The 24,304-nt window shown below is 68.7% G+C and carries 26 protein-coding genes; 4 read left to right on the top strand and 22 right to left on the bottom strand.

From position 1 onward, the window contains the following. Positions 1-20: 20 nt before the first annotated feature. A complete protein-coding gene (locus IP78_RS10595) occupies positions 21-995 on the bottom strand; it encodes a hypothetical protein (protein WP_054111650.1) in 975 nt (324 codons plus the stop codon). Continuing rightward, complete coding sequence (locus IP78_RS10600; protein ID WP_054111651.1) at positions 992-1,801, bottom strand: hypothetical protein; 810 nt, start codon at positions 1,799-1,801, stop codon at positions 992-994. Before IP78_RS10600 ends, IP78_RS10595 begins: the two co-directional genes overlap by 4 nt. A gap of 98 nt (positions 1,802-1,899) precedes the next feature. On the opposite strand from IP78_RS10600, the gene trmFO reads away from it, so the two are divergent. Together trmFO and IP78_RS10610 are read left to right on the top strand one after the other, a co-directional pair. Further along, positions 1,900-3,285, top strand: coding sequence for a methylenetetrahydrofolate--tRNA-(uracil(54)-C(5))-methyltransferase (FADH(2)-oxidizing) TrmFO (gene trmFO, locus IP78_RS10605; protein ID WP_054111652.1), 1,386 nt, complete (start codon positions 1,900-1,902; stop codon positions 3,283-3,285). Positions 3,286-3,290: 5 nt separating this feature from the next. Continuing rightward, complete coding sequence (locus IP78_RS10610; protein ID WP_054111653.1) at positions 3,291-4,175, top strand: oxygenase MpaB family protein; 885 nt, start codon at positions 3,291-3,293, stop codon at positions 4,173-4,175. Here IP78_RS10610 and IP78_RS15780 read toward each other — a convergent pair. From IP78_RS15780 to IP78_RS10680, 14 genes are all read right to left on the bottom strand, one after another. Beyond that, positions 4,172-4,795 (bottom strand): squalene/phytoene synthase family protein, encoded by a 624-nt coding sequence (locus IP78_RS15780; RefSeq protein ID WP_054111654.1) that lies wholly within the window; start codon positions 4,793-4,795, stop codon positions 4,172-4,174. The two genes, IP78_RS10610 and IP78_RS15780, sit on opposite strands and share 4 nt — an antisense overlap. Continuing rightward, positions 4,788-5,408 (bottom strand): hypothetical protein, encoded by a 621-nt coding sequence (locus IP78_RS10620; RefSeq protein ID WP_054111655.1) that lies wholly within the window; start codon positions 5,406-5,408, stop codon positions 4,788-4,790. The genes IP78_RS15780 and IP78_RS10620 overlap by 8 nt, the downstream gene beginning before the upstream one ends. 197 nt (positions 5,409-5,605) lie before the next feature. Further along, a complete protein-coding gene (gene secF, locus IP78_RS10625; protein WP_054111656.1) occupies positions 5,606-6,568 on the bottom strand; it encodes a protein translocase subunit SecF in 963 nt (320 codons plus the stop codon). Then, positions 6,565-8,166, bottom strand: coding sequence for a protein translocase subunit SecD (gene secD, locus IP78_RS10630; protein ID WP_054111657.1), 1,602 nt, complete (start codon positions 8,164-8,166; stop codon positions 6,565-6,567). The genes secF and secD overlap by 4 nt, the downstream gene beginning before the upstream one ends. A gap of 30 nt (positions 8,167-8,196) precedes the next feature. Then, a complete protein-coding gene (gene yajC / locus IP78_RS10635) occupies positions 8,197-8,523 on the bottom strand; it encodes a preprotein translocase subunit YajC (protein WP_054111658.1) in 327 nt (108 codons plus the stop codon). A gap of 260 nt (positions 8,524-8,783) precedes the next feature. After that, entirely contained in the window at positions 8,784-9,734 is a 951-nt protein-coding gene (locus IP78_RS10640; protein ID WP_231680988.1) for a M23 family metallopeptidase, read from the bottom strand. A gap of 180 nt (positions 9,735-9,914) precedes the next feature. Beyond that, positions 9,915-10,682 (bottom strand): OmpA family protein, encoded by a 768-nt coding sequence (locus tag IP78_RS10645; protein ID WP_054111660.1) that lies wholly within the window; start codon positions 10,680-10,682, stop codon positions 9,915-9,917. After that, positions 10,682-11,326 (bottom strand): protein-L-isoaspartate(D-aspartate) O-methyltransferase, encoded by a 645-nt coding sequence (locus tag IP78_RS10650; RefSeq protein WP_054111661.1) that lies wholly within the window; start codon positions 11,324-11,326, stop codon positions 10,682-10,684. Before IP78_RS10650 ends, IP78_RS10645 begins: the two co-directional genes overlap by 1 nt. Then, positions 11,323-12,099 carry a 5'/3'-nucleotidase SurE gene (surE, locus tag IP78_RS10655; protein WP_054111662.1) on the bottom strand — a complete coding sequence of 259 codons (777 nt, stop codon included), beginning with the start codon at positions 12,097-12,099 and terminating at the stop codon, positions 11,323-11,325. The genes IP78_RS10650 and surE overlap by 4 nt, the downstream gene beginning before the upstream one ends. Positions 12,100-12,108: 9 nt before the next feature. Continuing rightward, positions 12,109-12,489: a hypothetical protein gene (locus IP78_RS10660; RefSeq protein ID WP_054111663.1), complete on the bottom strand. Its 381-nt coding sequence runs from the start codon at positions 12,487-12,489 to the stop codon at positions 12,109-12,111. 3 nt (positions 12,490-12,492) lie between these two features. Then, positions 12,493-13,854, bottom strand: coding sequence for a serine--tRNA ligase (gene serS / locus IP78_RS10665; RefSeq protein WP_054111664.1), 1,362 nt, complete (start codon positions 13,852-13,854; stop codon positions 12,493-12,495). A 121-nt stretch (positions 13,855-13,975) separates the two neighbouring features. Continuing rightward, positions 13,976-14,395 (bottom strand): molecular chaperone DnaJ, encoded by a 420-nt coding sequence (locus IP78_RS10670; RefSeq protein ID WP_054111665.1) that lies wholly within the window; start codon positions 14,393-14,395, stop codon positions 13,976-13,978. A 12-nt stretch (positions 14,396-14,407) separates the two neighbouring features. Next, the gene (locus tag IP78_RS10675) at positions 14,408-15,247 is read right to left on the bottom strand and encodes a division plane positioning ATPase MipZ (protein ID WP_054111666.1); all 840 of its coding nucleotides are present in this window, start codon (positions 15,245-15,247) and stop codon (positions 14,408-14,410) included. A gap of 102 nt (positions 15,248-15,349) precedes the next feature. After that, complete coding sequence (locus tag IP78_RS10680; RefSeq protein WP_054111667.1) at positions 15,350-15,955, bottom strand: SPOR domain-containing protein; 606 nt, start codon at positions 15,953-15,955, stop codon at positions 15,350-15,352. A gap of 91 nt (positions 15,956-16,046) precedes the next feature. On the opposite strand from IP78_RS10680, the gene panC reads away from it, so the two are divergent. Beyond that, positions 16,047-16,910 (top strand): pantoate--beta-alanine ligase, encoded by an 864-nt coding sequence (gene panC / locus IP78_RS10685; RefSeq protein ID WP_054111668.1) that lies wholly within the window; start codon positions 16,047-16,049, stop codon positions 16,908-16,910. Here the strand turns inward: panC and IP78_RS10690 are convergent. The 5 genes from IP78_RS10690 to gor all read right to left on the bottom strand — a co-directional run bounded on the left by IP78_RS10690 (position 16,907) and on the right by gor (position 22,614). Next, entirely contained in the window at positions 16,907-18,091 is a 1,185-nt protein-coding gene (locus IP78_RS10690) for a cation:proton antiporter (protein WP_054111669.1), read from the bottom strand. The genes panC and IP78_RS10690 overlap by 4 nt on opposite strands. A 70-nt stretch (positions 18,092-18,161) precedes the next feature. Further along, positions 18,162-18,932 (bottom strand): chorismate mutase, encoded by a 771-nt coding sequence (locus IP78_RS10695; protein WP_054111670.1) that lies wholly within the window; start codon positions 18,930-18,932, stop codon positions 18,162-18,164. Between the two features lie 283 nt (positions 18,933-19,215). Next, the gene (locus IP78_RS10700) at positions 19,216-19,800 is read right to left on the bottom strand and encodes a prephenate dehydratase domain-containing protein (RefSeq protein WP_231680989.1); all 585 of its coding nucleotides are present in this window, start codon (positions 19,798-19,800) and stop codon (positions 19,216-19,218) included. Then, positions 19,797-21,167 (bottom strand): class II 3-deoxy-7-phosphoheptulonate synthase, encoded by a 1,371-nt coding sequence (locus IP78_RS10705; RefSeq protein ID WP_054111671.1) that lies wholly within the window; start codon positions 21,165-21,167, stop codon positions 19,797-19,799. The genes IP78_RS10700 and IP78_RS10705 overlap by 4 nt, the downstream gene beginning before the upstream one ends. Positions 21,168-21,219: 52 nt before the next feature. Beyond that, positions 21,220-22,614, bottom strand: a complete 1,395-nt coding sequence (gene gor, locus IP78_RS10710; protein ID WP_054111672.1) for a glutathione-disulfide reductase — start codon at positions 22,612-22,614, stop codon at positions 21,220-21,222. A gap of 248 nt (positions 22,615-22,862) precedes the next feature. Here gor and IP78_RS10715 point away from each other — a divergent pair, with 248 nt between their 5' ends. Beyond that, positions 22,863-23,603, top strand: a complete 741-nt coding sequence (locus IP78_RS10715) for a sulfite exporter TauE/SafE family protein (RefSeq protein ID WP_197272436.1) — start codon at positions 22,863-22,865, stop codon at positions 23,601-23,603. Between the two features lie 4 nt (positions 23,604-23,607). On the opposite strand, the gene rpiA is transcribed toward IP78_RS10715, so the two are convergent. After that, entirely contained in the window at positions 23,608-24,291 is a 684-nt protein-coding gene (gene rpiA, locus IP78_RS10720; protein ID WP_054111673.1) for a ribose-5-phosphate isomerase RpiA, read from the bottom strand. Positions 24,292-24,304: the final 13 nt, after the last annotated feature.

The following is a 24,304-nucleotide window of genomic DNA, read 5'->3' on the forward strand; positions in this document are numbered from 1 at the left end:
TCTCCCTGCTGTCGGCGACCCTAGGGGTTCGCCGTCTCGACGTCAGCCCCGGCGAGCTCGGGTCGCGGAACCAGGCCTTGCGCGGCCACTGCGAACGGCGCGGTCCACAGCGCCTGCGAAAACCCGCTGATCCAGGCCAGCACCGGCAGCATCAGCGCCCCAACCCCCAGCATCGGCCAGGGGTTCTCCATCTGCGCCAGAACCCAGGCATTGATCGCCTCGTCGTCCCAGGCGCTCGGATCGTCGAACTGCGCCATGCCCGCCCCCAGCGCCACGGCCGCGATCAGGATCAGAACGAACACGACCATCCCGATCAGGATGGTCACCGCGAACAGCGTCAGCATGAGCAGGAACAGCTTGGCGGTCTGACCGCGCCCTGCCCTCCATCCCTCATCGAAGGCCAGGGTCTTCGTAATCACCGCAGCAGGCGCGATCAGCGACAGACGGCCCCAGAGGACCAGGGTGGCGAACAGGCCGATCAGACCGATCGCCACCGCCGTCAACGCCGACCACGTCATCTCGCCGCCGGAGACCCCCCCTGCGATACCGAAACCCGCGATCAGAACCCCCAGCACGATCCAGACGATCACCGTCCCGACGACGATGGCGATGCCGATCACGGCCACATGAAACTCGTCCCGGCTGAACCTAAGAAACGCCGCCCCGTCGCCCCGCCGGCCGGCCATCGCCGCCCGGATCACAGCCGTGGTGACCAGCAGCGTCGCCAGCAGCCCCAGGATGTTGGACAGTCCGCTCCAGGCCTGGAAAGCCATGAACTGGCTGAAGCTCTCGAAGTCTTCCAGATCGCCTTCGGAGGCCAAGACGGCCGCGTCGCCCGTCTGCATGGCCTCGGCGAACAGGGGCGCAACCGCCGCGATCGCCACGACCGACGGGATCAGCAGCACCAGTCCCCAGGCGATCGTCGACAACGGTTTGCCGAACGCCAGCCGGAACGGCGCAGCGACCGCATCCCCGATGGAAAATCCGCGTCTCATGCCGATCTCTCCTCCGGCGTCCAGTATTCAAGCTGTCGATAGGCCGCGCCCAGGAACGCCATGGTCAGCGGCAGCTGCACGCCCACCAGCCCTACGACCCAAGCGACCGTCGCCGCCGTCCCGGTCAGCGCCCCGCCCCCGATCAGGGCGATCAGCGCGATTTTCGGCGCACTCGTGACGATCAACCCCGCCAGCAGCTGCCAGAAGCTGCCGTAGGCGATGCCCATGCTGTTCAGCGAGACCATCTGCCGCCGCCCCAGCGTCGCATGGGCGAACAGCGACAGCCGCACCGCTAGCACCAGCGGAATGATCAGCGCCCCCGCCACCACGGTGCCCACGACCGCCAGCCGCCACGGCGGCCCGACCGCCGCCCAGTCCTGCGCCCGGATCGCCTCGACGTTCAGCTCCGCCCCGCCCGCGATGGCCAGGACGATCACGCCCAGTACCGAGACGATCATCGCCAGGAAGATCAGGCACAGCAGCGCCGCCCCGACCAGCCGAAGCTCCGGCCACTTGAACTGGAGTCCCCCAGGCTCGAGCCCCAGATCACGCGCCGCCTTCAGGTCCCGCGTGATCGACAGACGAGCCAACGCACCGACCGCCACGACACCCAGAACCACCGCCGCACCCGCCGCCGCCGCGACCGCGCCGCTCAAAGCCTCCACGAACAGCGGGGCCAGACAGACCGCCGCCAGCAGGATCAGCGATCCAGCCGCCCCAAGGCACAGACGCGGAAACGCCGCCACCGCGTCGCCCAACGCGCGCGTCAGCTTCAGCCTTCGGCTTCCGACATCCCGATGGCTCATCAAGCCCCCTCTTTGAGCACGGCCGCCCTTATAGCCGTGCGACGCCTTCGCCGACAGACGGCGGCTGACGAACCGGCCGCGCGTGGCTAGAAAGCCGCATGTCCACCTCCCCCTCTCCCATCCACGTCGTCGGCGGCGGCCTCGCCGGCTCCGAGGCCGCCTGGCAGATCGCCCAGGCCGGCGTCCCCGTCATCCTGCACGAGATGCGCCGCCCCGGCGTCACGACTGACGCCCACCATACGGATGGTCTCGCCGAGCTCGTCTGCTCCAACTCCTTCCGCTCGGACGACTGGGAGTACAACGCCGTCGGCCTGCTGCATGCCGAGATGCGGGCGCTGGACTCGATCATCATGGCCTGCGGCGACGCTCATCAGGTGCCCGCGGGCGGTGCCCTCGCCGTCGACCGCGAAGGCTTCTCCAAAGCCGTCACCGAGCGCCTGCACGCCCACCCCCTCGTCACCGTCGTGCGCGAGGAGATCGCGGGCCTGCCGCCAGAGGACTGGGACAGCGTCATCGTCGCCACCGGCCCCCTGACCTCGCCCGCCCTGGCCGACGCCATCCTGGCCCTGACCGGCGAGGAATCCTTGAGCTTCTTCGACGCCATCGCCCCCATCGTCCATGCCGACTCCATCGACTTCGACATCGCCTGGCGCCAGTCGCGCTACGACAAGGAAGGCCCGGGCGGCGACGCCGCCGCCTACGTCAACTGCCCGATGGACAAGCCCACCTACGACGCCTTCATCGACGCCCTGCTCAGCGGCCCCAAGGCCGAGTTCAAGGAGTGGGAGAACGTCCCCTATTTCGACGGCTGCCTGCCCATCGAGGTCATGGCCGAACGCGGCCGCGAGACCCTGCGCCACGGCCCCATGAAGCCCGTCGGCCTGACCAACCCGCGCGACCCGACGGTCAAGCCCCACGCCATCGTCCAGCTGCGTCAGGACAATGCGCTCGGTACCCTGTTCAACATGGTCGGCTTCCAGACCAAGCTGAAGCACGGCGCCCAGGCCGAGGTCTTCCGCATGATCCCGGGCCTCCAGAACGCACAGTTCGCCCGCCTGGGCGGCCTGCACCGCAACACATACCTCAACAGTCCCAAACTGTTGGACCGCCAACTTCGCCTGAAACCTCAACCGCGCCTGCGCTTCGCCGGCCAGGTCACCGGCGTCGAGGGCTACGTCGAAAGCGCCGCAACTGGCCTCCTCGCCGGCCGTCTCGCCGCCGCCGAACGCCTGGGCAAGCCGCTGGACGCCCCGCCCGCGCACACCGCCATCGGCGCCCTGGTGGAACACATCACCGGCGGCCACCTCGAGGGCGCGAAGTTTTCCCCAATGAACATCAACTATGGACTCCTGCCTCCTCTGGAGGCCCCACGCGTCGATGCCGAGGGCAAACGCATCCCACCCAAGGACCGCGGCCGAGCGAAGAAACGTCTGATGAGCATCCGCGCGCTGGACGGCCTGAACGCCTGGCGGGGCGCCGCCTGATCGCCATGCGACCATCCGAGTTCGTCAAGGCTCGCATCCGCCGCCGCATCAACGAACTGTTCAACGATGTCGAACGGGGCGAGCGCCCGGCCTTGCGACGCGCCGACGCCCTGTTCCCGCCGGACTCGGTCGCCTGGCGGGTCAACGGCGACATCGTCACCATGATGATCGGCGGCGTCTCGGGTCTGCTTCTGCAGATGCTGCATCCCGCGGTGCTGGCCGGCGTCTGGGACCACTCCGACTTCCGCGCCGACATGCACGGCCGCCTGCGCCGTACCGCCAAGTTCATCGCCGTCACCACCTACGACCATGCCCATAATGGCCAGGCCGCCATCGATCGCGTGCGTCGCATCCATCACAGGCTGGGCGGGACCCTGCCCGACGGCACGCCCTACCGCGTCAGCGACCCGCGCCTGCTCGCCTGGGTCCATGTGACAGAGATCACGAGCTTCCTCGACGCCTGGGTCCGCTACGGCGATCCAGCCATGAGCCGCGCCGACCAGGACGCCTACATCGCCGAGATGTCCCGCATCGGCCGCGCCCTGGGTGCCGATCCCGTCCCGACCGATCGGCTCTCCGCGGACGCCCTCATCCATGCCATGCGCGGCGAACTGCGCGCCGACGCCCGTACGCGGGAGGTCGCCGACCTCGTCATGCGACAGAGGATCGGCGGACAGGCCGAACGTGCCTCCGCCGCCCTCGTCATGGCCGCCGGCGCCGACCTCCTGCCCCGCTGGGCACGCGAGATGCACGGTCTCCCCGCCGCCTCGCCCGCGACCCACGCCGGCGCCCGCGCGCTCGCCCGCGGCCTCGCCTGGGTCTACGACGGCTCGCCCAATCGCCGCGTCTGGCCGGCCGAGGTCACCGTCTGGCCGGAGACCCGACGCTAGACCCGGCCCCGCGCCACCGCCCACGTCAGCCGCATCGCGCGCGTCGGATCCGTCGGCGAGACCGCGATCAACGCCCCATGCGCCACCGCCGGAAACGCCACGGCCGGAAGCGCCTTCAGCGCCCGGTTCGCCTCGGCCCGCATCGCCTGCGCCTCCTCAAGCCGCCCCGTCTGCGCCAGCCCCCACATCCGCCCAGCCTCGACGACGGCCGCCTCGTGCCCCGGCCCCGCCAGAACCCGCACGCCGGCCTGCATCGGCCCGACGTAGAAGGCGTCCAGATCGTGCGGCTCGCCGTGAACCCGTCCGATGTGCGCCTCGATCAAGGCATCGAACGGCCCCCGATTCAACCCGCGTCGCCCGACCGCCGTCGTTAGGGCCTCCAGCACGGGATGCCCCTTCCTCGGTTCGCCCGCGAACACCCCGTCCATCTGCTCGCGCCACCAGGCGTAGCGCATCTCGGCCAACAGCGGTTGGGTCACCCGCGTCGGAATGGCCAGGAGCTCGGACTCGAAGGCGTAGAGCGCGAGCAGGTCCGCCCGCGCCTCGGCGTCGCCGACGAACCGGCTGGACAGCCAGCGGTCCGGATCGGCCGCGCGGACCTGGTCGTCCAGATCAGCCAAACAGGGTCTGGTACATGGCCATGCTGGTCAGCATAGGAAAGCTGAGTAGCAGATTGGTCCGGCTACCAAGCATCGCCACGCGCGCCGCCTTGGCCTTCCTGTCGTCGTCGACCACGACGATGCCCAGCGCCCGCTTCTGGTTCGGCCAGATGATGCCCCAGACGTTCAGGAACATGACGATGGCCAGCCACACCCCGACGCCCAGCAGCATGTATCCCTGATCCCCCTGCACCACGCCTCCGGCCAGGCCGAAGCTCATCACTTCCATCGCATAGCCATGCCCGCGCAGCGCCAGGATCGCCAGGCCCGCCAGCACGGTGAACAGCGACGACCAGCGGAACCAGAACAGGGCCTCTGGCGCAATGTACTTCGACACCGCCGGCTTGAGCTCGCCAGGGATGCTCGGCATGACCCGGATCTGCACGAAGTTGAAGTAGTAGAGCAGCCCGATCCACAGGATGCCGAAGCCGACATGGCTCCAGCGTGCCACCGCCTGCCAGAAGCTGAGGTCGAAGCCGCCTGGCGACACGCGCCCGAAGGCGAAGATCATCACCCCCGCCAGCAGCAGGCTGAGGATCAGGGTGTTCCTGAAGTTCGAAAGCAGTCCGGCCATGTGGGTCCCCCGTGAGTCGCGGCGCACTCTACATCTCCCTCCCCGGAACGGGGAGGGCAGGCGCGCAGCGCCGGGTGGGGGCGGCCGCGCGACACACAGGCGATATCGGAGTCCGGTTGATCAGGCCGCCCCCACCCGGTCTCCGCTTCGCTCCGACCACCCTCCCCTGAAGGGGAGGGAGAAACCGCGTCCACCCCCTACGGCCGGCTCGCCATCCCCAACTTGATCGCCTTGGCTTCTTCCGCGAACTCCCCGCGCTTCACACCCCAAAGCAGGATGATCGGCGCGGCGACATAGACCGAGGAATAGGTGCCGATGATGATGCCGGCCATCAGGGCGATCGAGAAACCGAACAGGGCCACCCCGCCGAACACCGCCAGCGCCGCCAGTACCATGATCGCCGTTACCCCGGTGATGATGGTCCGGCTCAGGGTCTCGTTGATCGACAGGTCGATCACGTCCCGAAGCGGCATGGTCTTGTACTTGCGCAGGTTCTCGCGAAGGCGGTCGAACACCACGACGGTGTCGTTCATCGAATAGCCGATAACTGTCAGGATGGCGGCCACCATGTTCAGGTTGAACTCCAGCCGGAACAGCACGATCAGCCCGAACACCAGCACGACGTCGTGCACCAGACCCGCCACGGCCCCGAAGCCGAACTGCGGCTCGAAGCGGAACCAGATGTAGGCGAACATCAAGGCGACCGCCGCGCCCAGCGCCAGCAGGCCCGAGGTGAACAGCTCGCTGGAGACCTTGGAGCCCACCACGCTGACGCCGGAATAGGTCACGTCGCCAACCTCGGCGGTCACTGCGGTCTGCACCCGCTCGACCACCGCCGCCTGGACCTGACCGTCCGGAATCTGGAACCGCAGGATGGCGCTGGAGTCGTCGTCGATCCCCTGCACGCCCACGTCGCCCATGCCCAGACCATCGACGGCCGAGCGCACCTGCTCGAGATCCAGCGTCCGGCCATCCGAGGTGGTCAGCTCCATCGCCGCCCCGCCACGGAAGTCGATGCCCATGTTCATGCCGGGGTAGAAGACACTGACCACCGAGGCGATGCAGAGCACGGCCGACAGGGCACCGAAGAACTTGGCGAACTTGACGAACTTCAGGCTCGTCTTGATCGGAACGATCTTGATGAGGGGCCACCAGGTCATCGCACGCTCTCCGCGATCGGCAGGGTCTTGGGTCGGCGCGTCTTCAGCCACCAGGCCAGGAGCACCTGCGCCACCAGGACGGCCGAGAACACCGAGGTGAACACCCCAATGGTCAGGGTCCATGCGAAGCCGCGCACGGGGCCGGCCCCGAACACGAACATGATCAGGGCGGCGACCAGGGTCGTGATGTTGGCGTCCAGGATGGTGCCCCAGGCCTTGTTGAAGCCCGCGTCCATCGAGGCGATGACGGACCGACCGGCCCGGGCCTCGTCCCTCATCCGCTCATAGATCAGCACGTTGGCGTCGACCGCCACGGCGAAGGTCAGGATCAGACCGGCGATGCCCGGCAAGGTGAGGGTCGCCTGGGTCATCGACATGGCCGCGATGATCAGCAGGCCGTTCAGCAACAGGCCCAGGACCGACACGCCCCCAAACAGGAAGCCATAGGCGAGGAACATAAAGACGATAATGATCACAAACGCGATCGCCGTCGAAAGCGCGCCCGCCGCCACGGCGTCGGCTCCGAGCTCGGCGGTCACCGTGCGCCGCTCCTCGACCGTCAGGGGGGCGGGCAGCGCCCCGCCGTTGAGCAGATTGACCAGCTCGGCCGCGCTCTCGATCGTGAAGCTGCCCGTGATCTGGCCGGTCCCTCCGGTGATGGGGCTGATGATGGTCGGCGCCGAGATGACCCGTCCATCCAGGATGATGGCGAACGGTCGTCCGATGTTCTGCGCCGTCGCCTCGCCGAAGCGCCGCGCGCCCTGGCCGTCGAAGCGGAAGTCGATGGCGGGCCGGCCACTCTCGTCGGCGCCGACGTTGGCGCGGGTGAGGTTCTCGCCCGACACCAGGATACGGCGCTTCACCAAATAGGGTGTACCCAACTCATCCTGCAGCAGCTCCGCATCCGGCGGGATCAGGCCGGTCTGGATCGCCTGGGTCTGGTTCTCGACATCGACCATCTGGAAGGTCAGCTGGGCGGTCTGGCCGATGACCCGTTCCAGCGCGGCCGGATCGCTCTCGCCCGGAGCCTGGACCACGATGCGCTCGGCACCCTGACGGGTGATCGAGGGCTCGCGCGTGCCGAGCGAGTCGATCCGTCGGCGAACGACCTCGATGGACTGGTCCACCGCCTGCGACGCCATGCTGTTCCAGACCGCGTCGGTAAAGGCGAACCGCAGCCGGTCTGACCCCACGCGCTGCACCGTCCGCTCGGGCTGGCCGTTCGCCCCCGGCGCGCCGGCCGCCTGTTGCAGGGCCTCAAAGGCCGCGTCCTGCTGGGCGGCGTTCGCGAGGGTGACCAGGGCGCCGCGCTCTTCGCGCGCGATCGCCGTCGTGGCGATGCGCTCCTCGCGCAGGGTGACGCGCACGTCCTCCACGAGGTTCGAGACGCGCTTGGTCCGCATCTCGGCCGTGTCGACCTCCAGCAGCAGATACGAGCCGCCGCGCAGATCCAGACCCAGGTTCAGTGTCCCCTTGGGCAGGAAGCCGGGCAGGGCCTCGCGCTGCGCGGGCGTGAGCATGTTCGGCAGGGCGAACAGCACCCCGAACACGACCGACAGGACGACGATGATGACCTTCCAGCGCGACAGCTGAACCATGGACGGCGCTTTCGTTTCAGCGTGCGGCGATCAACCCTTGGCGGGCTTGGAGTCGTTGGCGGCGATAGCGGTGCGGTTCCTGACCTCGGCGATCATGGCCTTGACCACCCGCACATTGACCGAGGGCGCGATCTCGACATTGACCTCGGCGTCCTCGACGCGGGTCACCTTGCCGATGAGGCCCGACGACAGGACGATGGTGTCGCCGCGCTTCACCGCCGCGATCAGCGCCGCGTGCTCCTTGGCCCGCTTCTGCTGCGGACGGATCAGCAGGAAGTAGAACAGCACGAAAATGGCGATGAACGGCAGGAACTGCACGATCAGCGCGAGAACGCCGCCATCAGCGGGTGTGGTCATGGTGTCTTCCCCGACAGTCGGGCCAGCCTCACAGTCGGGCGCCCTCACGAAAACAAGGCGCGTTACCTAGGGCCGGGCGCGGGAAGATGCAACGCGCGCGTCACTCTTCCTCCCCTGCACGGGGAGGGTGGCGCGCAGCGCCAGGTGGAGGCGGCAAGGCTGAACACGCGCAATGTCGGCGATTGGCTCGCCGGGCCGCCCCCACCCGCTCTCCACTCCGCTTCGACCACTCTCCCCCGAGCGGGAGGGAAACGCCGCGATCACCTCGGCAACACCGTCAGCGGATCAATCGCCACGGGCTCGTCGCCCTGCATGCGCCGGGTCTCGAAGTGGATCGAAGGGCGTCCATCCCCTGCCGTGAGCCCGACCGTGCCGATCTGCTGGCCCGCCCGGACGGTCTGGTTGTCCTCCACCGTGGCCGAGCCAAGATGGCCATAGACCGTCCGCCAGCCGCCACGATGAGTGATCAGGACCGTCAGGCCCTGACCGGGCAGGTCGTCCCCGACATACCCCACCACGCCGTCCGCCGCCGCGACGACGGCGGCCCCTGCCGGCGCGCCGATATTGATGCCATTGTTGCGCTCGCCCAGACCCACCGGCCCGAAACGCCTCACGATGTCGCCGCGCACCGGCCATTGCAGGGCGACTGAGCCCGCCGCAGCCACGCCGGTCTGTCCGCTCGTCGCAGGCTGGCGTGGGGGCGGCGGGGTGGCCGGATTGCCCGACGGAGGCGGTGGCGGCGGCGGCGCGATCCCGTTCTCGGGCACCAGCACGCCCCTTGGCGTCGGCCCGGTGGCGTAGGGGTCGGTCCCTGTATCGACCGCGCTGTCGGGCAGGATGATCGACTGCCCCACCGTGATCGCGCCCCTTGGCCCCAGGCCGTTCAAGTCGATCAGGATCTGCACAGGCGTCTGGAACCGGCGCCCCACGCCCGAGATCGTGTCGCCCGGTTGAATCACATAGGCCGCCCCGGCGCTCACCGTCGTCGGCGCGGTGGTCGCCGGGGGCGGGACATAGGTGGCTCCTGGTGGACTGGAGGCAGTCGGTGGCTGCGCATCGGCCGATACGCCCGAGGACGGGGGCGGCAAGGCCCCGCCCTCTATCGGCTCGACAGGCGCAATGGCGGGCGGTGGGGCCTCATAGACCGGCGGTGTGGGCTGGCTTGGCGCGGTGTAGGGCGGCGGCGGTACATTCGTCGCATACCCCGTCATGGGCCGAGTCGGATACCGCGGCGCCTCCGGATAACTGGCGCAGGCCGTCGCGATCATCCCCAGGAGCGTGATCGCCCCAATCCTGACCCACTGTCCGAGCGCCATCCGCCCCTCCGCTTGATCGCCCCGAGTCGATGTTGCAGCCATACCGTGAAACCGCGCGAAAGTGGGGCGGAAAGGTTAATGGGGCACCCCGGCTCGACGATAGACGCGGACCTGAACCCTGCGGTTCAGCGGCTCCGACACGTCGTCCGCCGTAGGGCGTGACAGCGCCGTTTCGCCGCTCGCTTGCAATTCGATGTCGGACCAGAGCACGCCGAGTCTCGCGAATGCGCGGGCGACGCTTTCGGCACGCGCCATCGACAGTCGGTGATTGTCCTCGACCGAGCCAACCGTGTCGGCGAACCCCTGGATCACCACGCGGCTTTCCCCTGGTTGATAGCCAAACATCGCCAGCCGCAATCCGATCTCCTGCTCTGCCGGCACGACGGCGCTTCCACTTTGGAAGATCACGAACGGCATTTCGTAGTGGCTCAGTCTCGGAGGCGGCGGCGGCTCTCCGGGCGGCGGCTCATCAAACAGTATGACCACACGACGATTGACCTCATGAGACAGGCCGCCCGGCCTTGCCGGGCGTCGCGCTCCGTGGACTTCGATATCGACGGCCGCTGGGTTCACACCCTGCGTGACCAGCTCCAGCATCATAGTGCGGGCCCGCAGCCCATCCAGCCCAGGGATGCCCTCCTCCGCGACATCCAGGTGTCCTTCCACGGTCAACCGACGGCGCATGGGCTCACGCATCCAGTAGAGCGCAGCCTCGCGCGCGACCTGATAGCCTCGGGGAGACAGTTCCGCCCGGCCGTGCTCAAACCAGCCGACGTATTCGTGGGCAGCCGCCCGGCTCGCCAAAAGCGCGCCGATGAAGCCGAGCAGAACCGCGGCCCGCATCACCCCTCCTTCGCCGTGCCCTCGACCAAGGGCACGAATCGAACCTCGCACAGGCTCTCGCGCCGGAAACTCCCGTCCGCCTGCCCAACGTAGCGATGCAGCATCTGCACCGACGTCCGCCCCACCGGCGCGACCAGCACCCCGCCGGGCTTCAGCTGCTTCAACAGTTCCGTCGGCTCGGTGGGCGCCGCCGCCGTCACCATGATCCGGTCGAACGGCGCCTGCTCGGGCCAGCCGAGGCCGCCGTCGGAATGGCGCGTGATGACGTTGTCGATTCCCAGCGTCCGCAGCTTCGCCTCGGCCTCGACCAGCAGGCTCCGATACCGCTCCACCGAATAGACATAGCGCGCCAGGCGGCTCAGGACCGCGCACTGGTATCCGCTGCCTGTGCCGATCTCGAGCACCCGGTGGCGCGGCTCGACCATCAGGGCCTGGGTCATCAGGCCGACGATGTAGGGCTGGCTGATCGTCTGGGCGCAGTCGATCGGCAGGGCCTGGTCCTCCCACGCCTGATCGAGAAACTTCTCGTGCACGAACACGGCGCGGTCGATGGATTCCATCGCCCCCAGCACCCGCGCGTCGGTCACCCCCTGTTGCCGCAGCGACAGGATCAGGCGACCCGCACGATCGTTCGACAGATTCATCTGGGCGGCACCCCGCCCAGCACGCCTTTCAGCTCATGCACGCTCTCGCGGTGCGTCAGGTCGATGTGAAGCGGCGTGACCGAGATCTTGCCGTCGTCCATGGCCCGCAGATCCGTGCCCGGCGCATGGTCCTGCTTCGTCCCGCGAAAGCTCATCCAGAAATAGTCGCGTCCGCGCAGGTCGGTGCGTTTCACGGCGTGCATCTCGCCCTCGTTGCGGAACCCCTGCCGCGTCACTTCCACCTCGGTCACGCCTTCCGGTGCCCGGGCGGGGAAGTTCAGGTTCATCACCACGCCCTCGGCCCATTTCTGCGCCAGCAGCCGGCGGATGATGGCTGGGGCATAGGTCTCCGCGGTCTCCCAGTGGGCCGTCACCTCGTCGTGGAACCGCTCCAGGCTCTGGCTGAGCGCGATGGAGCGGATGCCGAACGCCATCCCCTGCAACGCCCCCGCGACCGTCCCGGAATAGGAGCAGTCCTCCCCCACATTGTGCCCCCGGTTGACGCCGGAGAGGACCAGATCGGGCCGCTCCGGCATCAGGTCGTTGACCGCCAGCACCACGCAGTCCGTCGGCGTCCCCGTCACCGCGAACCGCCGCTCCCCCAGCCGGTTGACGCGCAGGGGCTCGGTCAGGGTGATCCCCCGCCCCTTGCCCGACTGCTCCTCCTGCGGCGCCACGGTCCAGACGTCGTCGGACAGGGTCCGCGCGATGCGTTCCAGGCAAGCCAGCCCCTCGGCTTCGACGCCGTCGTCGTTGGTCAGCAGGATGCGCAATCGGGTCCCTTAGCGAATGGCTTCGATGGTTTGGGCCAGGATCACGAACGAGGCCCCGCATTCGTTGCGGACGATGGATCCCTCATGCACGTAGCGGTCGCCCGGAAGGTCGTCGGACCAGGCCAGGGTTGTTCCGGTGATCCGCACCATCTGCCCGCCGATGTCGCCTGACCGGCGGCGCTCGTCGCGCGGCAGGGCACCCGAGACGCAAGGCCGCTGCAGCCCGGCGCGATAGCGGTTCTCGCTGTCCATCAGCAGGAACTCCTCGCCCGAGAACCAGACGAAGCCTTCGAAGGTGGTCTGTCCCTGCGCATAGGCCGTGCGCTCCGGGCTCACCGAGGCGCAGCCGGCGACGAGGGCGGCGAGGGTCAGGATCGGCAGGATCTTCATGGTCTACGCTCCAACATGGGTGACGCCGCCCATATAGGGCAGCAGGGCGGACGGCACGGCGATCCGCCCGTCCTCCTGCTGATAATTCTCCATGATCGCGACGAGCGTGCGACCGACCGCCAGCCCCGAGCCGTTCAGGGTATGCACGAACTCGGTCTTCTTCTCGCCCGCCCGCTTGAAGCGCGCGTCCATCCGCCGGGCCTGGAAGTCCCCGCAGTTGGAGCAGGAGCTGATCTCCCGATACGTCCCCTGCGACGGCAGCCAGACCTCCAGGTCGTAGGTCTTCCTCGCCGAGAACCCCATGTCGCCCTTGCACAGCAGCATGCGCCGATAGGGCAGCTCCAGCGCCTGCAGCACGGCTTCGGCGCAGGCCGTCATCCGCTCGTGCTCGGCCTCGGAGTCCTCCGGCCGCGTGATCGACACCAGCTCGACCTTGGAGAACTGGTGCTGCCGGATCAGTCCCCGCGTATCCCGCCCCGCCGACCCCGCCTCCGCCCGGAAGCAGGGCGTCAGCGCGGTGAGGCGCATCGGCGTGGCGAGCTCGTCCTCGGACAGGATCGTCTCGCGCACGAGGTTGGTCAGGGAGACTTCGGCGGTGGGGATAAGATAACGACGCCCAACCATCAGGTTCACCTGATTGATAGGCTGATCCGACATCGCGGCACTACCAGCTGCCGCAAAGAACAAGTCCTCTTCAAACTTCGGCAACTGTCCCGTGCCGAACATCGCCTCGTCACGCACGAGATAGGGCGGATTGACCTCCAGATAGCCGTGCTCGGCGGTCTGCATATCTAGCATGAACTGGCCGATGGCCCGCTCCAGCCGCGCCAGCCCGCCCTTCAGCACGGCGAACCGTGCCCCCGACATCTTCGCCGCCGCCTCGAAGTCCAGCAGCCCCAGCGCCTCGCCCAGGTCAGCATGGTCCCTGGCCGGGCCGCCGTCGCGCGGCGTCCCCCAGCGTGAGACCTCGACATTGCCCGCCTCGTCCTCGCCGTCCGGCACTTCGTCGGCCGCGAGGTTTGGAAGCTTGCTGAGCATCTCGTTCCGCTTGACCTCCCAGACCGCCTTGGTGACGTCTTGGCGAACATCAGCAGAATGTTCTTCTTCCTTGAGTTCTCGAACCCTCGCTTTCAGGCTCTCTGAGCGTGCGAGGTCGCCTTGCTTCATCGCTACAGCAATCTCTTGCGACAGTTGCTTGATCTCGGCTCTACGGCCCTCGGCGGCCGTCATCTCCGCACGGGCCAGCCGGTCAGCTTGGAGGATCTCTGCGACGGTTTCCTCTGCCCTTGTTTGATCGAGGCCCCGCGACCGCCACCCGGCGACGTAGTGCTCGGAGTTTTCACGGATGGCGCGGATGTCGTGCATGGCGGGCGGTCTTCGTCAGGAGGAAGCGGTTGCTCTAGCGGGCGTCGCGGGCGTCCGCAAAACCTTCCTTCTCCCCATGCGGGTCGAGGCCGTCGCGTGCGGCTCGCGAGCGGGCGAGGGACTATCGCTTGAGCAGCCGATCCTTGGCCGCATTCAGCTTGGCCGCGAGCCCCTCCGTGCCACCCTGGTCGGGATGCGCCCGCGCCATGAGCCGTCGCCAGGCGGCCGTGATGTCCTGGGCCGTCGCGTCGGCGGTCACGCCCAGAATGGAGCGCGCCTCGGCGTCGGACAGGCCTTCGGCGCGCGGCGGGACCGAGCGGATACGCGACGCCAGCGTCAGCCAGAGGGCTGCCCCGCACAGGCCCGCGCCCGTGATCCAGGCACCCCGCGACAGGGCCAGCGCCCCTCCTCCCAGCAAGGCGGCGGCGATCAGGGTGGCGGTCACCCGCCACTGGCCCCGACGCGGCCCCTCGGTCTGGCGGCCGAGGCGAACCAGGGCCCAGACGACGATGCCCGCCAGCACGAGCCAGATCAGGCTCATCCGTTCATCCGGTCACGCGGCGGCGTCGAGGGCGGGCAGGCTGACGTCTTCCAGCCCCAGGGCCTGCATGAGGTTTCTCATCTCCTGACGCGCGGCGACGTGGGCCAGAGACACGGCGACCGGCCGCACCTCATTAGACAGGTCCGCCACGGTCAGGCCGAAGGGGAACAGCTCGCGATAGATGACGCGGTCGCGCAAACCCGGCCCGACGCGAAAACCCACGCGCTTGGCCAGTTTCAGCATGCGCTCTTCCAGACGCTTGCGGTTCCGGGCCTCGGCGACGGCGAGGCGGTTGGTGACGACCACCCAATCGATGGCGGCGTGGCGGCCTTCCTTGATGGCGCGGTGCTTGCGCGCCTCCCAGACGCTTTCGGAATAGGTGGAGGGCTTGAGCAGCTCAAGCGTCACCGGATCGACCGAGCCCAGCATGTCGAAGTCGACGAAGCTGTCGTTCATCGGCGTGACGATCTGGTCGGCGCGAGCGTGGGCGGCGCGAGACAGCGGCGTGTCACCGCCGGGCGTGTCGATCAGGATGACCTCGGCACCGGAAGCGGCGGCTTCGGCGAAGGCGGCGTCGAAGCGGGCGATCTGCTCGGCCTCGTCGGCGCGGGCCAGCGCCTTGCCATCGCCAAGGTCCGGTTCGGACGGCATGGGCAGGACCACGCCGTTGGCCGCCGTCCAGGCGGCGCGGTGGGTGAAGAAATGGCTCATCGACCGCTGGCGCAGGTCGAGGTCCAGGATGGCCACGCGATGACCCGCGTGCAGCAGGCCGCAGACGATGTGGATAGCGAGCGTGGACTTGCCCGCCCCGCCCTTTTCATTGCCGACGACGATGACCCGAGGCTGCGTCATGACTGGTCCCAAAGCGGCCGACTCACTTTGCCGACCCAAGGCCCGCAGACTCGCCAGCGGCGAAGCGAACGTCAACGAAAGGTTAAATGAAGGCTGTGGGTTTCAGCCCCGACGCAGGCAACCCAGATCGGCGGCGTCGGCGGCGCGGCAGACAGCGCGGGCGGCATCGGCCGGAGCGGCGACCTTGAGCCGGGTCAGGGTGCGGCCATCGACTTCCACGGATTCGAAGGCCGGGGTCAGGGCTGAAACCGTCTCACCGGCGGCGGCGATGCGGGTCCAGGCCTCGCGCGCGGCGGCGGGGCTGGAGAAGGCACCGAGCTGAAGCGTCTGAAGCACGACCTGCGGGCGGAGTTCGTCGGTGGCGCGCGTCACTTCCTGGACGATGGCTCGGGTGACGGCAGGAGCAGCAGCCTCCACAGCGGCGGGAGCGGCACGCTCGACAGCGCCGCGCAGTCCGGCGTCGCGGGCGTCCCACAGGGCGTGGGGGTCGAGGACCTCGACGCGCAGGGCTCCGGGTTCGGCCACCTGTTCGGCGGTGACGAAGGCGGGGCGCAAGCCGGCCTCGGCGGCCGTCGCGGGCGCGTCACCGTCCAGCGGGATCTCGGCGATGGAACGGGCGAGATTTTCGAAGCGGTGTGGATCGCTCTCGACGAAACCGCAGGAGGCGGTCGACAGGCCGAGAAGGCCGATCACGACTGGACGAAGCATTCTGCCGGGCGTCATAAGCGCTGTCATAGCCGACGACCTCTCAAGGCTCGGCGAACGAACACGCTTAAATGGCAAGGTTAATCCGGTAAGCATGAGCGAACACCCTCCCCTGCCTATCGCGCGAACCGTCGCCGGGTTGCGCGAAGCCGTGCGTGAATGGCGGCGGCAGGGGATGACCGTGGCTTTCGTGCCAACGATGGGGGCGCTGCACGAGGGGCACCTGACGCTGGTGCGCGAGGCGGGGCGGCGGGCGGATCGGGTGGTCGCCAGCGTCTTCGTCAACCCGACCCAGTTCGCCGCGCACGAAGATCTGGGAACTTATCCGAGGCGGGAAGCGCAGGACGCCGAACTGCTGGCGGGCGCAGGGTGTCACCTGCTGTTCGCGCCGACGGTCGAGGAGATGTATCCGGAAGGCTTCACGACGACGGTCGCTGTCGGCGGTCCGTCCCGGGGCCTGGAGACGGACTTTCGCCCGCACTTCTTCGGCGGGGTGGCGGTGGTGGTGGCCAAGCTGCTGAACCAGGTCCAGGCCGACGTCGCCGTGTTCGGGGAGAAGGATTATCAGCAGTTACTGGTCGTGCGGCGGATGGCCCGCGACCTCGACATCCCGACTGAGATCGTGGGCGCTCCGACGGAGCGGGACGGGCATGGCTTGGCCCTGTCGTCACGAAACGCCTACCTGTCCGAGGCCGAGCTGGCGATCGCGCGGCGGCTGAACGGGGTGCTGGCCGAGACGGCGATCAAGGCGGCGGACAAGCGACCGCTGGCGGCGGTGGAGCGCGAGGCCTACGCCGAACTGCTGAAGGCCGGGTTCGAGCGGGTCGATTACGTCGCCGTGCGTCGGGCCGAGGACCTCGCGGTGTTCGTGAACGGGGTCGTCGATGCGCCGGCGCGGATCCTCGCCGCCGCCTGGCTGGGCAAGACCCGGCTGATCGACAATATGGCGGTCGGCTAGGCCCCGCTCAGCCGCGCCAGCCTTGGCGTCACCATCGGAATGGTCAGCATCGTCGATCCGACGGCCATGAGCAGCAGGGCCGTGAAGGTCTCGTTGGTGATGATCGCCTTGTCGAGCAGGATGTTGGCGAAGATGATCATGATCAGCGCCTTGGTCTGGAGCAGCCAGCCGATCACGGCCGCCTCCCCCTTTGGCCACTTCAGGATGCGGCCGGCGAGGTGAACCCCCGCCAACTTGCCGGCGACCGCCGCGACCAGCAGCAGGGCCGCCGCGCCGAAGACAGCCAGGCCCCCAACGTCCCACTGGGTGCGCAGGCCGGTCGACAGGAAGAAGACCGGCATGATGGTCATCAGGACGATGTGGCGGAAGCTGTCCATCTGCTTCTCGTCGAACAGGTCCTTGTCCAGCACGACGCCCGCGAGGAAGGCCCCGACCATGTAGTGCAGCCCTGCCCAGTCGCCGACCAAGCCCATCGCCGCCAGCCAGATCAGGCCGACGTACCAGCGGTCCGTCTCGCGGATGCGGCGCATCAGGGCGCGTATGGCGAGGGAGGCGACGGGGAAGCCGACCAGAAACGCCGCCTGACGGCCCAGCCGGTCCCAGTCCAGGATGATGAGCGCCAGCACACCCCAGATGGCGATGTCGTCCAGGCTGGCGTAGCGCAGGACGCGCTGGCCGAGGTCGCTTCTCAGCACGCCCAGCTTGTCGAGGAACAGGACGAGGATCGGAAGCGCCGTGACGGCGCAGGCCATGCCCATGCCCGCCAGCACCTGCCAGGTCTGGCCCCGCTCTCCGACCCAGCCGGGGAACTGGAGAAGCACGGCGGCGGCGGCGCAGCCGAACAGCAGAGGGGTGATCAGGGCCAGACCCGCCGTGACGCCGGTCTCGGCGCGGTTGGCCCAGGCGGCCTTCAGGTCCAACTCAATGCCGGCCAGCCAGACGAAGATCATCACCGCCCACCAGGCGACGCCGTTCAGGGACTGGATGACCTCCGGCCGGAAGACGAAGGCGTAGTAGTCGGGGAAGACCGCGCCGAGAACGCCGGGGCCCAGCAGGATGCCGGCGATGATCTGCACGACGACCAGGGGCGCGTAGTGGTCGGTCCTCAGCAGCCGCCAGACAAGATACGGCGCGCTGAAGATGATCAGCATGGCGATCAGGAAGACTTCGGTCGTGTTCATGCCGCCCCCGAACACGGCCGCGCCGCGACCGCCTTCATGAAACTAGCCGATTCCCGTTGGCTTGGGCCGCTCAGCCGATCGCGCCGACGCAGCCCTCGGCGTCGCCGGGGGTGAGACGGGCGTCGGTCAGGGCCAGGGTCCAGCCGTGGTGAGTGTTGAGCCCCCAACGACGCGCGCCGCCGCCGTCGCCGGCGTCGCCTCCGGCCGTGACGATCACGCTGCGTCCCGTGGGCAGGGCGGCGGGGTCGATCTTGCCGACGGCCAGCGAACTCGGCTGACCGCCCGCCTGGCCGAAGCCGTCAAAGACGCTAAGGCTTGACCAGTCCCGGCGCAGGCCGACCCACCAGGGATCGTCGGTGTTGACGGCCAGCACCGCCACGCCCTTGCCCTCGGCGGCGAAGGCGAGCGCGAGCTGGGGGTCGCGGACCATGCGTATCGACGCCGCCGTGCCGAAGCGGTGGCGGGCGCCATCGAAGGCGCGGGTCGGATCGACGGGTGCCCAGACCTGGACCTGGAGCTGGCCCTGCTGGGCCAGGCCCCAGCCGACGATCTCGCGCCACAGGCCCTCGACGGCCGTGGCGTTCTCGGGCTGGGCCTTGGACAGGACGCGGCTAAGCACGGTCTGTTCGCGGTCGGGACGCAGCTTGGTGTGGGGGCCGTGCGGCGCGTCCTTGGCGCGGCCGACCTTGGCCGCGATGGCAAGGCGCTTCTGGAACAGGGCCAGCATCTCGTCGTCGATGAGGTCAATCTCGTGACGGAGCGCAGCGAGCGCCATCTGCTCGGGCGACATCTCCTCGGGGTTCATGTCGGGCCAGACTTGCTGGAGGTTGGATTTCGGCATGGCGGGTGAGCTTTCAACGGGTGCGTTTCGATAAGAGGGGTGCAGAGGTGCGCCGCCGCCCTGGTTCAGGGCGGTCGCCGGCGAGGCTGTCAGGTGCGAAGAGCGCGCCTGGCCTCAGCCGGCGTATCGAAAGCCGTAGAAGCGATAGCCGAAATAGAAGGTGCCAGCCGCGCGCGAACGGGGCGAAAGGGTCGAGAGGCAAGCGCGCGGGGACATGATCGGGCTCGGTTCGCGGGCCATCAGCGGCCCGTGTTTCCTTAAGACACGCAAGGATCGTGCGTCGTCAACCCGCTTGGCGCGCCAGGAGGACAAACCGCGTGCGGTTGGTGTCCGAATCCTGAAGGTCGTTGCGCAGAATCGACAGGCCGTAGACCTCCGCCGCAGCGACCGGGGCGAGCGCCGCGCGGGTGGGATCGCCGAGTTCGGAGACCTCGCGCGCCGCGCCGGCGGTGTCGAAGGCCTCGACCACGTCCAGACCCAGAGCCGCGATTTTGGCCGCGCATTGACGCAGCGCCACAGGGTGGCTGTGAACGGTGCGGAGGTGGGCGAGGTCCGCGCCGGGGACGGCCATCAGGGCGATCTGGATCTTGCGCCAGAACTCGGCGACAACCGGCAGGCCAGCCTCGGCCACCAGGGTGGCGGCGGGCTCGACCACGCCGATGGTGGAGTTCTCGACCGGGATGAGGGCGCAGTCGCAAGCGCCGGATTTCACGGCCTCGATGGCTTCGGCGAAGGTCTCGAACGGGACATGCTCATCCCAGGGGCGCAGCTCGACGCAGGCCTCGTGGCTGAAGGCGCCGGGCGCGCCCTGAAAGGCCGTGCGACCGGCCCGGTCGTCGCCGTCCGGCCGGCCGATGCCCGTGGTCACGCCGCCGCCGCGCGCGCCAACCGGCCGGTCTTGAGCCGCTCGGCGATCAGGAAGGCCAGTTCCAGCGCCTGATCCGCGTTCAGACGGGGGTCGCAGTGGGTGTGATAGCGGCTGGACAGATCGTCCTCGGTCACGGCCTGGGCGCCGCCGATGCATTCGGTGACGTTCTGGCCCGTCATCTCCAGATGGACGCCGCCGGGGTGCACCCCTTCCGCCTCCGCCACATCGATGAAGCCCTTCACCTCGCCAATGATGCGGTCGAAGGGGCGGGTCTTGTAGCCGCTCTGCGCCATCAGGGTGTTGCCGTGCATCGGGTCGATCGACCAGATCACCCGCTTGCCGTGGGCCTTCACCGCCTTCATCAGGCGCGGCAGGCGGTCGTGCACCTTGTCGTGGCCGAAGCGGCCGATCAGCGTGAGGCGACCCGGTGTATTGTCGGGGTTCAGCGCATCGATCAGGGGCAGCAGGTCGTCCGGCTCCATCGTCGGACCGCACTTCACGCCGATAGGGTTCCTGATGCCGCGCATGAACTCGACGTGGGCGCCGTCCAGCTGGCGCGTGCGTTCGCCGATCCACAGCATGTGGGCCGAGGTGTCGAACCATTCGCCCGACGCCCCGTCTAGACGGGTCAGCGCGCTCTCGACGTTCAGCAGCAGGGCCTCGTGCGAGGTGAAGACCTCGACGCGAGACAGGTCCGGATGCGTCTCCGGCGTGACGCCGACGGCCTCCATGAAGGCGAGCGCCTCGGCGATCTTGTCGGCCAGTTCGCGGTACTGGGCCCCGACCCCGCTATCAGCGAAGCCCTGGGTCCAGCGGTGGATGTTGTAGAGGTCGGCATAGCCGCCGCCAGCGAAGGCGCGCAGCAGGTTCAGTGTCGAGGCCGACTGGTTGTAGGCCTTCAGCAGGCGCTGCGGGTCCGGCATCCGCTCTTCGGGCGTGAAGGCCGAGCCGTTGATGTTGTCGCCGCGATAGCTGGGCAGGGTCACGCCGTCGATCGTCTCGGTCGGGGCCGAGCGGGGCTTGGCGAACTGGCCGGCGATACGCCCGACCTTCACCACGGGCTTCCGACCCGCGAAGGTCAGGACCACCGCCATCTGCAGCAGCAGGCGGAAGGTGTCGCGGATGTTGTCGGTCGAGAACTCCTTGAAGCTCTCGGCGCAATCGCCGCCCTGCAGCAGGAAGGCCTCTCCGGCCTCGACCTGGGCCAGGCGATCCTTGAGACGACGCGCCTCGCCCGCGAAGACCAGGGGCGGAAGGGCGCGCAGCTCGTCCTCGACGGCCGTCAGGGCGCGCGGATCCGGGTAGTCCGCCGGCATATGCAGGGCGGTCTTGGTTCTCCAGCTCTCGGGCGTCCAGCGCGTACTCATGGGCTTAGGATAGGCTTCTCGCGCCTGCGAAACAATGAACCTGGCGTCGCGGTCACCCCGCGTTCGTCTCCGACGTCTGCTTGACCCGGAGCGTCACCAGTTCCTCGGCCATGGTGGGGTGGACGGCGCAGGTGGCGTCCCACTGGGCCTTGGTCAGGCCGGCCTTCACGGCGATGGCGGCGAGCTGGATCATCTCCGGCGCCTCGGGGCCGACGATGTGGACGCCGATGACGCGGTCCGACGTGGCGTCGACCACCAGCTTCATCAGCATGCGCTCGTCCGAGCCGGTGAAGGCGTACTTCATCGGCCGGAAGCGGGTGACGTAGACGTCGACCTCGCCCGCACAGGCGCGCCGCGCCTCGGCTTCGGTCAGGCCGACGACGCCGACGGGCGGCTGGCTGAACACGGCGGTGGCGACGGCCTCGTAGTCGAAGCTCTGGGGGTTGTCGCGATAGACCGTCTCGTGAAAGGCCACTGCCTCGCGGATGGCGACGGGCGTCAGGTTCATGCGATCCGTGACATCGCCGATGGCCCAGATGTTGTCCGCCGTCGTCTTAGAGAATTCATCGACCTTGATCGCGCCCTTGTCGTTCAGCTCGACCCCCGCCGTCTCCAGACCCAGGCCCTTGACGTGGGGCGCGCGGCCGGTGGCGAACATGACGACGTCGGCCTCGATCTCCATGCCGTTCTCGAGCACGTTGAGCAGGCCGCTTTCCGTCTTGCGGATCTCGGTGTGCTGGCAGCCGAGGACGACGGTGACGCCCCGCTTCTCGATCTCGGCCGCCAGGTGGGCGCGGACGTCGTCGTCGAAGCCGCGCAGGATGTTGGGGCCGCGATAAACCAGCGTCGTCTCGACGCCGAGCCCGGCGAAGATGCCGGCGAACTCCACCGCGATGTAGCCGCCGCCGGCGATCAGGATGCGCTTGGGCAGCTCCGGCAGGTGGAAGGCCTCTTCCGAGGTGATGGCGTGCTCGATGCCGGGGATTTCGGTCGGCAGCCAGGGGCGGCCGCCCGTGGCGATGAGGATGCGCTCGGCCGTGACGATCAGATCGCCGCCGTCCTCGCCCTTGCCGGCGATGGCGACGGTGTGGGCGTCCTTCAGCACGGCGCGACCGTGGATCAGCTCGACGCCGGCCTTGCCGAGATTGGCGACGTAGAGGCCCGAGAGCCGGGCGATCTCGACGTCCTTGGCCTGGATGAATTTCGGCCAGTCGAAGCTGGCCTCGACCGTCCAGCCGTAGCCCTCGGCGATCTCGAAATCGTGGGCGAAGTCCGAGGCCATGACCATGAACTTCTTGGGCACGCAGCCCCGGATCACGCAGGTGCCGCCGACGCGGTGTTCCTCGGCCACCGCCACCCGCTTGCCGGACAGGGCCGTGAGGCGAGCGGCGCGGACGCCGCCGGAGCCCGCGCCGATGACGAAGAGATCGTAGTCGTAGTCCGCCACCGCCGCTCCTCCGCTGCCTGGGAAAAACAGCGTGCGAATAGTCTGAAACGTCTGAAATCCGCTGTCGTGGCGGTATCTCAGAGGGGGCTGGATGTAGGGTCCGGCGGTCGTTGCGGCAAGGCTGGGCGGCACGGCGCGGTGCGAAACCTTGTTCGCATCGCCAGCGAAGACCCCGGCGTGGAATCGTCCGAACCTGAAGCCCGTCAAAGGGCCTGACGGCGAGCCCGAGGCTGAGCAGAGGAGCCCGCGTGGAGCCGACGACCATCCTGATGATCGCGGTCCTGATGGGGCTGGGGGCGGCGCTCTACACCTCGGTCGGGCATGCGGGGGCGTCCGCCTATCTCGCGATCATGGCCCTCTTCGCGGTGGAGCCGGAGGTGATGCGGCCGACGGCGCTGGTGCTGAACGTGCTGGTGGCGAGCTATGCGACGTTTCGATATGTGCGCGCCGGGCGGTTCAACCTGTCGCTGCTGCTGCCGTTCGTGATCGCGGCCATTCCGTGCGCCTTCATCGCCGGGCGGTTTCCGCTGCCGCCGGAGGTGTATCGGCCGGTGGTGGCGGCGGTGCTGTTCCTGGCGGCGATCCGGCTGCTATGGCCCGGGCCGATCAAGGCGCTGAGCGAGCCCAAACCACCTCACACCGGCCTGCGGCTGGTGGCGGGCGGAGCGATCGGGACGCTGTCCGGGCTGACGGGGACCGGCGGTGGCATCTTCCTGAGCCCGCTGATCCTGCTGATGGGGTGGGAGACGCCGCAGAAGACGTCGGGGGTGTCGTCGGCCTTCATCCTGTGCGTGTCGATCTCGGGGCTGCTGGGCAGCCTGACGACGGTCGGACGGCTGCCGGCGGAGCTGCCGTGGTTCGTGCTGGCGGTGGCGATCGGGGCCGTGGTCGGGACGTTCATTGGCATACAGCGCCTCAGCGGGCCCCATCTGCTTCAGGCGCTGGGGCTTGTGCTGCTGATCGCCTCGGCCAAACTGGCGTTCGGGTGAGGCTCTAGGGCAGCAGGGTCCGCACCCCGCCGTCCTCTCCGATGATGGCCTCGTCGGCGAGGTCGAGGAACAGGCCGTGCTCGACCACGCCGGTGATGAGCTTCAGGTCGTCGGCGAGGCGCACCGGGTCGTGGATGGCCTGGCATTTGGCGTCGTAGATGACGTTGCCGCCGTCGGTGCGGACCACGCCGCGGTCCGCCTGGCGCAGGCGGGCCGGCATGGCGATGTCGTGGTCGGTCAGGACGTCCATGATGCGGTTGGCCGTGGAGCGATGGCCGAATGCGACGACCTCGATGGGCAGGGGAAAGGCGCCGAGCACCGGCACCACCTTAGCCGCATCGGCGATGACGATGCAGCGGTCAGACGCCTCCCACACCAGCTTCTCGCGCAGCAGGGCCGCGCCGCCGCCCTTGATGAGCGCGAGACCCGGCCCGACCTCGTCGGCGCCGTCGACGGTCAGGTCGATGCGGGAGACGTCATCGAGCGCGGCGAGCGGCAGGCCCAGCTCGCGGGCGAGTTCGGCCGTCTTCTCCGATGTCGGGACGCAGCGCAGTCCGGTCAGGTTCCGCTCCGCCAGCGCCTTGACGAACCAGGCGGCGGTGGAGCCGGTGCCGAGGCCGACGACCATGCCGGGCTCGACGCGCAGGGCGGCGGCCTCTCCGGCGAGACGTTTTTGGAGGTCGCTCATCTTCCCTCTCCCG

This window comes from Brevundimonas sp. AAP58 (assembly GCF_001295975.1).
Classification (GTDB): Bacteria; Pseudomonadota; Alphaproteobacteria; order Caulobacterales; family Caulobacteraceae; genus Brevundimonas.